The 12,882-nt window shown below is 65.2% G+C and carries 11 protein-coding genes; 5 read left to right on the top strand and 6 right to left on the bottom strand.

The window, feature by feature from the left end; translation table 11 throughout:
• Nucleotides 1-11 precede the first annotated feature (11 nt).
• Nucleotides 12-425 (top strand): universal stress protein, encoded by a 414-nt coding sequence (locus tag L0C59_RS08290; protein WP_243090890.1) that lies wholly within the window; start codon nt 12-14, stop codon nt 423-425.
• Between the two features lie 78 nt (nt 426-503).
• Nucleotides 504-1,742, top strand: coding sequence for an aminotransferase class I/II-fold pyridoxal phosphate-dependent enzyme (locus L0C59_RS08285; RefSeq protein WP_243090889.1), 1,239 nt, complete (start codon nt 504-506; stop codon nt 1,740-1,742).
• Between the two features lie 109 nt (nt 1,743-1,851).
• Here L0C59_RS08285 and L0C59_RS08280 read toward each other — a convergent pair whose 3' ends face one another.
• The gene (locus L0C59_RS08280) at nt 1,852-3,078 is read right to left on the bottom strand and encodes an aminopeptidase (RefSeq protein WP_243090888.1); all 1,227 of its coding nucleotides are present in this window, start codon (nt 3,076-3,078) and stop codon (nt 1,852-1,854) included.
• Between the two features lie 32 nt (nt 3,079-3,110).
• Nucleotides 3,111-3,245: a hypothetical protein gene (locus tag L0C59_RS11135; RefSeq protein ID WP_279232618.1), complete on the bottom strand. Its 135-nt coding sequence runs from the start codon at nt 3,243-3,245 to the stop codon at nt 3,111-3,113.
• 85 nt (nt 3,246-3,330) lie between these two features.
• Between L0C59_RS11135 and nifJ the strand changes: the two genes are divergently transcribed.
• Both nifJ and L0C59_RS08270 read left to right on the top strand, forming a co-directional pair.
• Entirely contained in the window at nt 3,331-6,834 is a 3,504-nt protein-coding gene (gene nifJ / locus L0C59_RS08275; protein ID WP_243090887.1) for a pyruvate:ferredoxin (flavodoxin) oxidoreductase, read from the top strand.
• 15 nt (nt 6,835-6,849) lie between these two features.
• Nucleotides 6,850-7,848, top strand: coding sequence for a dihydroorotate dehydrogenase-like protein (locus L0C59_RS08270; protein WP_243090886.1), 999 nt, complete (start codon nt 6,850-6,852; stop codon nt 7,846-7,848).
• On the opposite strand, the gene L0C59_RS08265 is transcribed toward L0C59_RS08270, so the two are convergent.
• Entirely contained in the window at nt 7,814-8,062 is a 249-nt protein-coding gene (locus L0C59_RS08265) for a winged helix-turn-helix domain-containing protein (RefSeq protein ID WP_243090885.1), read from the bottom strand. The genes L0C59_RS08270 and L0C59_RS08265 overlap by 35 nt on opposite strands.
• 32 nt (nt 8,063-8,094) lie before the next feature.
• On the opposite strand from L0C59_RS08265, the gene polX reads away from it, so the two are divergent.
• Nucleotides 8,095-9,822, top strand: a complete 1,728-nt coding sequence (polX, locus tag L0C59_RS08260) for a DNA polymerase/3'-5' exonuclease PolX (RefSeq protein ID WP_243090884.1) — start codon at nt 8,095-8,097, stop codon at nt 9,820-9,822.
• On the opposite strand, the gene L0C59_RS08255 is transcribed toward polX, so the two are convergent.
• From L0C59_RS08255 to L0C59_RS08245, 3 genes are read right to left on the bottom strand one after another with little or no spacing between them, the layout of a single operon-like run.
• The gene (locus tag L0C59_RS08255; RefSeq protein WP_243090883.1) at nt 9,800-10,471 is read right to left on the bottom strand and encodes a uracil-DNA glycosylase; all 672 of its coding nucleotides are present in this window, start codon (nt 10,469-10,471) and stop codon (nt 9,800-9,802) included. The genes polX and L0C59_RS08255 overlap by 23 nt on opposite strands.
• 55 nt (nt 10,472-10,526) lie before the next feature.
• Complete coding sequence (locus tag L0C59_RS08250) at nt 10,527-11,237, bottom strand: helix-turn-helix transcriptional regulator (protein WP_243090882.1); 711 nt, start codon at nt 11,235-11,237, stop codon at nt 10,527-10,529.
• A gap of 27 nt (nt 11,238-11,264) precedes the next feature.
• Complete coding sequence (locus tag L0C59_RS08245; protein WP_243090881.1) at nt 11,265-12,830, bottom strand: acyl-CoA carboxylase subunit beta; 1,566 nt, start codon at nt 12,828-12,830, stop codon at nt 11,265-11,267.
• Nucleotides 12,831-12,882 lie beyond the last annotated feature (52 nt).

Below are 12,882 nucleotides of genomic sequence, written 5' to 3'. Positions count from 1 at the left end.
AAACTTTGTCCATGTTCAAGACCATCCTCCTGGCTTATGACGGTTCCGACCATGCCAAGCGGGCGGCAAGGATAGCCAAGATGGAGGCCGAGGCCCACGGGGCCAGGTTGGTGGTGGTGCATGTCTATGAGCCCGTCCCCGACTACCTGGGGGAGCCCTTTTTCCAGGAGGCCCTGAAAAGGCGCCTGGAACGGGCGGAAAAGGTCCTGGCGGAGGCCGTGGGCCTCACGGGGGTGCCCCGGGAGGATGCCCTTCTCCTCGAGGGGCGCCCTGCGGAGGCCATCCTGGAGGCGGCCATAGGGGAACAGGCCGACCTCATCGTCATGGGTACCCGGGGCTTGGGGGCGATCGGTAGCCTCTTCCTGGGAAGCCAAAGCCAAAGGGTGTTGGCGGAAGCCCCCTGCCCCGTGCTTTTGGTGCGCTGAAGGGTTTTCGGCGGCCTTGGAGTAAACCCTTCCCGGAGGCACCCCCTTTCCCCTGGTGTAAAGGGTACACTGGGGGGTATGGAGTACCAGACCCTGGCGGTGCTTTCGGGCCTACCGGAAGACCCCCATGGCGCGGTGGGGCTTCCCATCTACGCGGTGGCCGCCTACGGTTTCAAGACCCTGGAGGAGGGAGCGGAGCGGTTTGCCAGCGGGGAGGGCTATGTCTACGCCCGGCAGAAGGACCCCACCAATAGGGCCTTAGAGGAGCGGCTACGGGCCTTGGAAGGAGGCATGGAGGCCTTGGTCTTCGCCTCCGGCCAGGCGGCCACCTTTGCTGCCCTCTTTTCCCTCCTCCGCCCAGGGGATGAGGTGGTGGCGGCTAAGGGGCTTTTCGGCCAGACCATCGGCCTTTTCCAACAGGTCTTTGCCCCCATGGGCGTAAGGGTGCGCCACGTGGAGCCCGAGACCGACCGGGTGCGGGAGGCCCTCAGCGAGAGGACCCGGGCCATCTTCGTGGAAACCATGGCCAACCCGGCCCTGGCGGTTTCGGACCTCGAGGGCCTGGCCTCCTTGGCGGAGGAAAAGGGTATTGCCCTGGTGGTGGACAACACCTTTGGCGCTGCCGGTGCCCTGGCCAAGCCCCTCCAGTGGGGGGCCCACGTGGTGGTGGAAAGCCTCACCAAATGGGCAAGCGGCCACGGCTCCGTACTGGGAGGAGCAGTGGTGGTGAGGGAAAGCCCCATCTGGGCCAACTACCCCCAGTTCCTGGAGAAGGATGCCAGGGGCCAGGTTCCTTGGGGGGCCCTGGGGCCTCGCTGTTATCCCGAGCGGGTGCGTACCCTGGGGCTATCCCTCATGGGCATGGCCCTTTCCCCCTTCAACGCCTACCTTCTCTTCCAGGGCCTAGAGACTGTGGCCCTAAGGGTTAGGCGGATGAGCGAAACCGCCCAGAGCCTGGCCGAGGCCCTTCTAGGCCACCCGAAGATCAAAGCCCTTCGCTACCCCGGCCTACCCCAGGATCCGGCCTATCCCATGGCCCGCAAGTACCTAACCTCAGGAGGGCCCATGCTGACCCTGGATCTGGGAAGCCAGGAAGCAGCCAGCCGCTTCCTGAGGGCCATACCCCTACCCAAAGTGGCCAACCTGGGGGATGCCCGCACCCTTTTGGTGCATCCCTGGACCACCACCCATAGCCGCCTTTCGGAGGAGGGGAGGCTTCAGGCGGGTGTTACCCCGGGGTTGGTGCGGGTTTCCGTGGGCCTCGAGGACCCCGGGGATCTTGTGGCCTGGTTCCGGGAGGCTCTGGGGGAGGTTTAGGGGGGAGTGAAGGCACAAGCAGGCTTAATCGTGATTATATGCACATAATGGTCCTCCCTAGCCCAGAGCCCGCCGGGGATGTTTCCCGGCGGGCTCCTTTACCCAGGCTTCAGATCACCCAAAGCCCTTGGCGCATCAGGGGCACCCGGGTGCCATCCTGCAAGATCCCATCCACCTGCATTTCCTTAGAGCCGATCATCCAGTCGATGTGCACCAGGCTTTCGTTGGCCCCGCGCCTTAGGAATTCCTCCCCGCTTGGGCGCCCCTCGAGGTTCTCCGCATAGGCCTGGCCGAAGGCGATGTGGCTGGCGGCGTTCTCGTCAAAGAGGGTGTCGAAGAAGACCAAGCCCGTTTGGGCGATGGGATTGTCGGCGGGTACCAGGGCCACCTCTCCGAGCCTGCGGGCCCCCTCGTCGGTGGAGAGGACCTTGAGGAGGACCTCCTGGCCCCTTTCCGCCCCTACCTCCACCGCATATCCCCGTTCAAACCGAGCCCAGATGCCCTCCACCAGCTGCCCCCCCAGGGCCAGGGGCCGGGTTGCGCGCACCACCCCTTCCACCCGTTCCCGATGGGGGGCGGTGAAGACCTCCTCCGTGGGCAGATTGGGGTTACAAATGCGTCCCTTCTTGGTGGGGGTGGCCCCACCCTGCCATAGGTGGCCTTCCGCAAGGCCCACCGTTAGGTCCGTACCTGGCCCCTGGAAGTGTAGGGCAGCGAAGCGCTTGGCGTTCAGGAAGGCCACCTTTTCGTGGAGGCTTCGGTTGTGGGCCTCCCAGGCGGCTACGGGGTCCGGCCCGTCCACCCGGGTGGCCTGGAAGATGGCCTGCCAGAGCCTGGCCACGGCTTCCTCCTCGGGGAGATCCGGGAAGACCGCCCGGGCCCAGCCGGGGTGGGCGAAGGGGACGATGGTCCAGTTGGAGACAAACTCCGTGATGGCCTCGAGGGCCGGCTTGTAGGCGCGGCTCTGCGCCTGTTGGGCCCGCCCGATGCGCTCCGGGGGAAGGCCCTCGAGGGCCCGGGGGTCGTTGCCGGAAACCGCAAGCCGCGCCGCCCCTTCCCGGAAGGCCTTAGCCATGCCCTCGTAGAGCCAGGCCGGGGCCTGGTCCAAACCTTCCTCCGGGGCCAGGGAAAGGCGCTTCCGGGAGAGGACGTTATCCCCGTAGAGGACCGTGAAGAGGCTTGCCCCTTGCCCGTAGGCCTTTTCCGCCAGAAGGCGCACGAAATCCACCGCCTCTATGGGCGCGGTGGCGATGACCTCCTGCCCTTTTTCCAGGTTAAGCCCTACCCGGATGGCCAAGTCCGCCAGCTTTTCTAGGTTCTCCTGAAACGCGCTCACGCTCCCAAGTCTTTTGGCCAAAAGGGCTTACGTCAAGCCCTAGGGCAGCTTTTGGGCCTTCCCAGGAGGAGGACGGCTCCAGCCAAAAGGAGGAGAGGTGGCCGGTAATCATCGAGGATTAGGGCCGCCAAAAGGAAGAGGAGGGCCAAGGGGTACCGCAGGGGCATGGCCTCATGGTACACCGGGGGCGGGGCCGTGCCCGGGACATTCCTCACCCGCCCGGGCCGATATGGTAAGGGTGAGGTGAACCCTATGCGCTCCATCACCGTGGACGGCAACGAGGCGGTGGCCCGGGTGGCCTACCGCTTAAGCGAGGTGATCGCCATTTACCCCATCACCCCTTCCAGCCCCATGGCGGAGCTCTCCGATGAGTGGGCGGCCAGGGGGGAGCCCAACCTGTTTGGACTGGTGCCCCGGGTGGTGGAGATGCAGTCCGAGGGGGGTGCGGCGGGGGCCCTGCACGGGGCCCTCCAGGAGGGGGTGCTGGCCACCACCTTCACCGCCAGCCAAGGCCTCCTGCTCATGATCCCCGACATGTACAAGATCGCCGGCCAGGCCCTTCCCGGGGTGATCCACGTGGCCGCTAGGTCCTTGGCCACCCATGCCCTATCCATCTTTGGGGACCACCAGGATCTCTATGCGGTGCGGCCCACGGGGTGGGCGATCCTGGTGTCGGACTCCGTGCAGGCGGCACAGGACTTGGCGGCCATGGCCCACATCGCTGCCCTGAAGGCAAGCCTGCCCGTGCTACACGCCATGGATGGTTTCCGCACCTCCCACGAGGTGCAGAAGATCGTGCCCCTTTCCGACCGGGAGCTTAAGGCCCTCTTTCCCTTCGGGGCCCTCGAGGCCTATCGCCGGCGGGCCCTCACCCCCGAGGCCCCGGTGATCCGGGGCACCGCGCAAAACCCCGACCACTACTTCCAGAACCGGGAGGCCATCAACCCCCACTACCTGCGCCTGCCCCAGGTGGTGGCCGAGGCCATGGAACACTTTGCCCAGGTAACGGGGCGCCGTTACGCTCCTTACGAGTACTTCGGCCACCCGGAAGCGGAGCGGGTGGTGGTGGTCATGGGCTCAGCCTCCTTGGCGGTGGAGGAGGCGGTGGAGTACCTCCTGAGGCAAGGGGAAAGGGTGGGCATGGTGCGGGTGCGCCTTTACCGCCCCTTCCAGAGCGAGGCCTTTCTCGCCACCTTGCCCCAAACCGTGAGGAAGGTGGCGGTCCTGGACCGGGGTAAGGAGCCTGGGGCCGTGGGGGAACCCCTCTTCCAGGAGGTGGCGGCGGCCTTTGCCCTGAGGGGTGGGGAGGTTCCGGTCCTGGTGGGCGGGAGGTACGGGCTTTCCTCCAAGGAGTTCACCCCAGCCATGGCCCTGGGGGTTTTTGAGGAGCTCAGGAAGGAGAGACCCCGGCATGGCTTCACCGTGGGAATCGTGGACGACGTGACGGGCACAAGCCTTTCCTATCCCCAGGTGGACTTTGAGGACCCGGCCTCGGTGCGGGCGGTTTTCTTCGCCCTGGGGGCCGATGGGACCGTGAGCGCCAACAAGAACACCATCAAGATCATCGGGGAGGAGACCCCCCTTTACGCCCAAGGGTATTTTGTCTACGACTCCAAGAAGTCGGGCTCCCGCACGGTAAGCCACCTGCGCTTTGGGCCAAATCCCCTGAACAAGCCCTACCTGGTGCAGAAGGCCAACTTCGTGGGCATCCACCAGTGGAGCTTCTTGGAACGGCTTCCCATGCTGGGGGTGGCGGAAGAAGGGGCCACGGTCCTCATCAATAGCCCCTACCCCAAGGAGGAGGTTTGGGACCGCCTGCCCAGGCCTGTCCAGGAGGAGATCCTCAGGAAGAAGCTAAGGGTCTATGTGGTCAACGCCTATGAGCTGGCCAGGAGGGTGGGCCTTCCCGGGCGTATCAACACCATCATGCAGGCGGCCTTCTTCAGGCTTTCCCGGGTCTTGCCCGAGGAGGAGGCCAAGGCCCGCATCAAGAAGGGGATAGAGAAAAGCTACGGCAAGCGGGGAAAAACGGTGCTGGAGAGGAACTTCCAGGCAGTGGAGCTGGGTTTTGAGGCGGTGGAGCCCCTCCCCATTCCCGGAAGGATCACCTCGGAGCAGGAGCTGGTGCCCCCTATGGTGGACCACCCGCCCGCCTTCGTACGGGAGGTGCTGGGGCCCATCGCCTTGGGGCTTGGAGACGCCTTGCCGGTTTCCGCCTTTCCCCCGGATGGAACCTACCCCACGGGGACGGCCAGGTACGAAAAGCGGGGCATCGCGGAGTTCATCCCCACCTGGGATCCCCAGGTGTGCGTGCAGTGCGGCAAGTGCGTCCTGGTCTGCCCCCATGCGGTGATCCGGGCCAAGGTGGTGCCGGAGGAAGCCTTGGCCCAGGCCCCCGAGGGTTTCCCCCACCGCAAGGCCATGTGGAAGGAACTCACCGGGGAGTTTACCCTGGCCATAAGCCCCGACGACTGCACGGGTTGCTCCCTATGCGTGGAGGTATGCCCCGCCAAGGACAAGCAAAACCCGAGCCGGAAGGCCTTGAACCTGGCACCCCGCCTCGAGGTTCGGGAAGCCATGAACCGGCACTGGGACTTTTTCCTTTCCCTGCCGGAAACCCCCAGGGCCAGCCTCAAGTTCCACGCGGTCAAGGACGTGCAACTTCTGGAGCCCTTGTTTGAGTTCCCCGGGGCCTGCGCGGGGTGTGGGGAAACCCCTTACCTGAGGCTCCTTACCCAGCTCTTCGGCGACCGCCTCATCGTGGCCAACGCCACCGGGTGTAGCTCCATCTACGGGGGAAACCTTCCCACGACCCCCTGGAGCAAGAACAAGGAGGGGCGGGGCCCCGCCTGGGCCAACTCCCTTTTCGAGGACAACGCCGAGTTCGGTTTCGGCATGCGCCTGGCCCTGGACAAGAAGGCGGAGTACGCCCGAGAGCTTGTCAGGGGCTTCCGGCAGGTGCTGGGGGAGGAGCTTTTGGAGAGGCTCCTTGCGGACACGGGGCCAGAGGGGGTGGAGGAGAGGCGGCGGGATGTGGCCCTGCTACGGCAAAAGCTCAAGGACCTGGACGATCCCAAGGCCCGGGATCTCCTGGCGGTGGCGGATGCCCTCATCCCCCATTCCGTGTGGATCGTGGGCGGGGACGGCTGGGCCTACGATATCGGTTACGGGGGTCTGGACCACGTGCTGGCCAGCGGGGCCAACGTGAAGGTCCTGGTGTTGGACACAGAGGTCTACTCCAACACCGGGGGGCAGGCCTCCAAGGCCACGGGCCTGGGGGCGGTGGCCAAGTTCGCCGCGGCGGGCAAGCCCACCCCCAAGAAGGACCTGGCCTTCATGGCCATGAGCTACGGGCACGTTTACGTGGCCCAGGTGGCCATGGGGGCGAGCGATGCCCACACCCTGAGGGCCTTCCTCGAGGCGGAGGCCCATAAGGGTCCGGCCCTCATCATCGCCTACAGCCACTGCATTGCCCACGGCATCGACATGGCCAAGGGCATGGAGCACCAGAGGTTGGCGGAGCGCACGGGGTACTGGCCCCTCTTCCGCTACATCCCTGGCCAGGGGCTGATCCTGGATTCCAAGCCCCCCACCCTGCCCTTGCGGGAATACCTCTATGCGGAAAACCGCTACCGGCTCCTTCTCCAGACCCATCCCGAGGGGGCCGAGGCCTTCTTGAAGCTGGCGGAGGAGGCCGTGCGGGAAAGGTGGGAAAGGCTTTCCCGCATGGCCCAAAGGGAAACTGTGCCAAGCTAAAGGGAGGAGGAAGCCATGGACCTCAGCACCACCTACCTGGGCTTAAAGCTGGAGCACCCTTTGGTGGCCTCGGCCTCACCCCTTACGGAGCGGCTGGACGGGTTTCTCCGCCTGGAGGATGGGGGTGCAGCGGCCATCGTGATGCACTCCCTCTTTGAGGAACAGGTGACCCTCGAGGAGGAGATCCTGGACCATTACCTGCACTACGGCCACGAAAGCTACGCCGAGGCCCTTTCCTACTTTCCCCGGGCCCACGAGTACCGCCTGACCCCTGAGCGCCACCTGGACCTCCTTTCCCGGGCCAAGGAGCGGGTTTCCATTCCCATCATCGCCAGCTTGAACGGCATCAGCCGGGGAGGGTGGGTGGAGTATGCCAGGCTTCTGGAGGAAGCAGGGGCTGACGCCATAGAGCTCAACCTCTACTACATTCCCACCGACCCTTCCCTTTCCGGGGCGGAGGTGGAGGCCATGTACCTGGATACCATCCGGGCGGTGGTGGAAAGCGTGGGAATCCCCGTGGCCGTCAAGGTGGGGCATGCCTTTACCGCCTTTGCCCACTTCGCAAAAGGGGTGGAGGGCACGGGGGCCCGGGCCCTGGTCCTTTTCAACCGCTTCTACCAGCCCGACCTGGACCTGGAGACCTTTTCCGTGGTGCCCACCCTAAGCCTTTCCCGCCCCTACGAGGCCCTTTTGCGCATCCACTGGATCGCCCTCCTCTACGGCCGGGTTGGCCTGGAACTGGCCTTGACGGGGGGCGTGCACTCGGGGAAGGAGGCGGTTAAGGGGATTCTTTCCGGGGCCCAGGTGGTGATGATGACCTCGGCTCTTCTGGAAAAGGGGCCGGGGCATTTCCGCACCGTGCTCGAGGAACTCAAGGCCTTTATGGAGGAGAAGGGGTACGGGAGCGTGGAGGAGATGCGGGGGGTCATGAGCTACCTGAAGGTGGCGGAGCCCGCTGCCCTGGAAAGGGCCAACTACCTCAAGGTTCTGGGCTCGTATCGCCTTCTTCCCTGAGGGCGTAGAACCCTTTTCCCAGGGCCACTACCGGGCTTCTGGACCAGCGGGCCAAGGCGGAAAGCCGGATCTTGGCGATTTTCTCCGGTTCCTTCACCGCGGCCCAGAGCCCCGCTTCCTTCAGGCGGCGGCCCACCTCCGTGTAGTGCAGCGGCCGGCCCTCCCGTTTCAGCATCTCCAACACCGCCTTGCGGAACCGATCCGGTGGGGGCATGGGCAGGTCCAGTATACCCGTATAGTGAGGGCATGAGGAACCAGGAGCTGGCCCGTCTCCTCGAGGAGATCGGGCTCATGAGCGAGTTTCTTGGGGATAACCCCTTTAGGGTGCGGGCCTACTACCAGGCAGCTCGCACCCTCTACGACCTGGATACCCCCATTGAGGAGGTGGCCAAGGGGGGAAAGGAGGCTCTTCTGGCCCTTCCCGGGATCGGCCCGGACCTGGCGGAAAAGATCCTGGAGTTTCTCGCCACCGGGGGGATAGGGAAGCACCGGGACCTTTCGGAGCGGGTGCCGAAGGGGGTCTTGGCGGTGATGGGGGTTCCCGGGGTGGGGCCCAAGACCGCCAGGCAGCTTTTCCACGAGCTGGGCATCGACTCCCTGGAAAAGCTGAGGGAGGCCCTGGAAAGGGGCGATCTCCTGCGCCTCAAGGGTTTTGGCCAAAAGAAGGCGGAGCGCATCCGGGAGGGCCTGGCCCTGGTGCAGGTGGCGGGCAAGCGAAGGCCCTTGGGGGCGGTGCTCTCCTTGGCGCGGAACCTCCTCGCCGCCATCCGGGACCTGCCGGGGGTGGAGAGGGCGGAACTGTGCGGATCCGCCAGGCGGTATAAGGACACGGTGGGGGACCTGGACTACCTGGTGGCCAGCGAAAGAGGCGAGGAGGTGGTGAAAGCCTTCGTGAAGCTCTCCCAGGTGAAGGAGGTGTACGCCCAGGGTAGGGAGCGGGCCACGGTGTTCCTGAAAAACGGCCTGCAGGTGGACCTCCGGGTGGTGCCGCCCGAAAGTTGGGGCTCCGGCCTCCAGTACCTCACCGGGAGCAAGGAGCACTCCATCCGGCTTCGGAGCCTTGCCCAGGAGAAGGGTTTAAAGCTTTCCGAGTACGGGGTCTATAAGGGCGAGGCCCGCCTGGCAGGGGAGACGGAGGAGGGGGTCTACGAGACTTTGGGGCTACCCTTCATTCCTCCTGTCCTGCGGGAGAACCAAGGGGAGATCGAGGCGGCGTTGGAGGGAAGGCTTCCCAGGCTCCTGGAGCTTTCCCAGGTGAAGGGGGACTTGCAGGTCCACTCCACCTATTCCGACGGGCAGAATGGCCTCGAGGAGCTCTGGCAGGCGGCCAAGGCCCTGGGCTACCAGTACCTGGGGGTCACCGACCACTCCCCGGCGGTGCGGGTGGCGGGAGGTCCTTCCCCCGAGGAGGCCCTAAGGCGCATTGAGGCCATTCGCCGCTTCAACGAAACCAAAGGCCCCCCCTACCTCCTGGCGGGGGCGGAGGTGGACATCCGCCCCGACGGCTCCCTGGACTATCCGGACTGGGTTTTGCGGGAGCTGGACCTGGTGCTCATCTCCATCCACTCGGGCTTTAAGCTTTCCAAGGCCGAACAGACCAAAAGGATCCTGCGCGCCCTGGAAAACCCCTTTGTGCACGTGCTGGCTCACCCCACGGCCCGGCTCCTCGGAAGGCGGGCGCCCATCGAGGCGGACTGGGAGGCGGTGTTTGCCAAGGCCAAGGAACGGGGCGTGGCGGTGGAGATCGATGGCTATTACGACCGCATGGACCTCCCGGATGATCTGGCCCGCATGGCCTACGGGATGGGGCTTTGGATCAGCCTTTCCACCGATGCCCACCAGGTGGAGCACCTGCGCTTCATGGAGCTTGCGGTGGGCACGGCGCAGAGGGCCTGGATTGGTCCAAAGCGGGTGTTGAACGCCCTCCCTTACCAGGAGCTTCTTGCCTGGCTCAAAGCCCGGCGAGGCCTTTAGCCCTTAATAGGATTTCCAGGAACATCTCCCGGGAGAGCCTGCCCGTCTGGGTGTTCTGCCGGGAAACGTGGTAGCTGGCCAAGAGGTGACGGCCATCCGGCAGGGGGTAGTGGGCCCCGTGGAAGAAGGGATGGGCGGACTTCTTCATGCCGAAGTGCTCCAGGAGGGCCTCGAGGGCAATCCGCCCCAAGGCCAAGTAGACCCTGGCTTCCCGAAGGAGCCCGAGTTCCAACCGGGTCCAGGCGCTACAGGCCAAAAGCTCCTCCCGGGTGGGCTTGTTTTCCGGGGGGGCACAGCGCACCGCGGCGGTGAGGTAGGTGCCAAAAAGCCGAAGATCGTCATGGGGTTCGCTTTGGGGCTTGCTGGAGAGGCCCGCCTGGTAGAGGAGGGGGTAGAGGAAGGCCCCGGAGGCATCCCCCGTAAAGGGCCGGCCCGTGCGGTTGGAGCCGTGGGCCCCGGGGGCCAGGCCGAGGAGAACCAACCGGGCGTGGGGGTCACCGAAGCCGGGCACCGGCCTGGCCCAGTAGGTCCAGTCCCTATAGGCCCGGCGCTTCCTTTGCCCCACCTCCTCCCGGTGGGCCACCAGCCTTGGGCAGAGGGTGCAGGCGGTGAGTTCCCGTTGGAAGGCATCCCATGGGGAGGTCTCCATCGGCTTACAAGCATAACCCCCGCCCTAGGGCGGGGGTTATGGGAGGGTCTCAGGCCTACTCGCTACAGTGTCCAGGGCCGATCTTACCCTCGTTGTACTGGCCGAGGATGCCGGCGTAGTAGCGGGCCTGGTTGACGAGGCTCTTGCTGAGGTTGGAGGCGGGTCCGTAGGTGTGGAAGAAGTTCTCCGCCCAGGTGATGGCGTCCAGGACCTCCGGCGGAGCATAAGCCCCCTTCAGCACGTTCAGCTTGGCGGCGATGTACTGGTGGGCCAGCTGGCTCCGCCGCTTGACCCCTGCCTTCTGGAACACGGCGGAGAGGTGCGCCTTGACCGTTCGCTCGGAGATGCCCAGTTCCTGGGCGATCTCCTTGTTGCTGAGGCCCAAGGCGGCCAGGGCCGCCACCTCCTTTTCCCGGGGGGAGAGTTGGGGGATGGGTTCGCCCACCACCTGGGCCACCACCCGCCTTTCCGCCCAGATCTCCCCCTCGGCCACCTTCCGCAGGGCTTGGGCCAGGACCTCGAGGCCCTGTTCCGGGTAGAGGTACCCCTTGTACCCAAGCCGGAGGGCCTGTGTAGCCTGCTCACGGTTTTGCAGGAGCACCACCGCCGGGACCGGTGGGGGAGGGGGGAGTTCCCACCTGGCTTCCAACAGGCCTACTTGGGCGTTGAAGGGGTGCTCCGCCACCTGGAACCCCCGGGCCTTTAGGGCCTCGGCCAGGGCCTCCTGCTGGCTGGCCAAGGCGAGGTTGAGCCAGACCCGGATCATGGTCTAGGCTCATTTTATCCCAACTCTTTAAAGCGGAATGTTGTCGTGTTTCTTGAAGGGGCGCTCCTCCTGCTTGTCCCAGAGCATCCTCAGGTGATGGTAGAGGATACGCCGGGTGTGGGCGGGGTCTATGACATCGTCGATGTAGCCCCTCCCCGCGGCCACCCAGGGGTTGTCAAAGGCCCGGCGGTACTCCTCGATCTTGCGGCGGCGGGTTTCCTCGGGGTTGGGGGAGGATTGGATCTCCTTGCGGTAGATGATGTTGGCCGCTCCCTCGGCCCCCATCACCGCCACTGCCGCCGTGGGCCAGGCCAGGACCACATCCGCCCCCATGTCCTTGGAGTTCATGGCCAGGTAGGCTCCCCCATAGGCCTTGCGGGCGATGAGGGTGATCTTGGGGACCGTGGCCTCCGCGTAGGCGAAGAGCATCTTGGCCCCGTGGCGGATGATGCCCCCGTGCTCCTGGGCCACCCCGGGCAGGAACCCGGTGACATCCACCAGGGTGAGGATGGGGATGTTGAAGGCATCCATGGTGCGGATGAAGCGGGCGGCCTTGTCGGAGGCATTGATGTCCAAGGCCCCGGCCATGAAGCGGGGATTGTTGGCCACCACCCCCACAGGGTAGCCGCCGAGCCGGCCTAAGCCCACGATGATGTTCCGGGCGAAGCCGGGCTGGATTTCCAGGAACTCCCCATCGTCCAGGAGGGTCCTGATCACCTGGTGCATGTTGTAGGGCCTTTTGGCGTCGGGGTGGACGATCTCCAGGATCTCCGGGGTGGGGCGAAGGGGATCGTCCTTGGGTTCCACCACCGGGGGCTTTTCCCGGCTGTTTTGGGGCAGGTAGGTGAGAAGCTTCTTGATGAGGTCCAGGACCTCTAGGTCGTTTTGGCCCTCGAGGTGGGCCACCCCGCTTTTCTCCATGTGCACGTCTGCCCCCCCCAGCTCCTCAAAGGTCACCTCCTCCCGGGTCACGCTCTTGATCACCTCGGGGCCGGTGATGAACATGTAGCTGGTTCCCCGGCTCATGAGGATGAAGTCGGTCATGGCGGGGCTATAGACCGCTCCCCCGGCGCAGGGCCCCAGGATGGCGGAGATCTGGGGCACCACCCCGGAGTAGATGGCGTTACGGTAGAAAACTTCCCCGTACCCGGAGAGGCTATCCACCCCCTCCTGGATGCGGGCGCCGGCGGAGTCGTTGAGGCCGATGATGGGAGCCCCCACCTTGGCCGCCAGATCCATGAGGCTGGCAATCTTGCGCCCGTGCATCTTGCCCAAGGAGCCCCCCAGCACGGTGAAGTCCTGGCTGAAGACGAAGACCAACCGGCCCCCGATGGTGCCGTACCCGGTCACCACCCCGTCCGCTGGGGCCTCAAGCCCTTCCATGAGGCCAGTTTCCAGGTGCTCGGCGAAGGGCATGAGTTCCACGAAGCTTCCCGGGTCCAGAAGGTATTCTATTCGCTCCCGGGCGGTGAGCTTCCCCTGCTGGTGCTGTTTGCGGATGCGTTCCTCTCCCCCGCCGAGGAGGATCCTTTTCCGCCTTTCCTCCAGCTCTGCCAGTAGCTCATCCAGGATAAGCTTGGCGTTATCGGCCATACTGGCCGCATGATATACTAAGAAGCCGGGTTTGCTTTCACGCTTAAGGGGC

The organism is Thermus neutrinimicus (assembly GCF_022760955.1).
Classification (GTDB): Bacteria; Deinococcota; Deinococci; order Deinococcales; family Thermaceae; genus Thermus; species Thermus neutrinimicus.
Note: the sequence above shows the minus strand (reverse complement) of the source record. Positions and strands in the feature narration are given on the sequence as shown.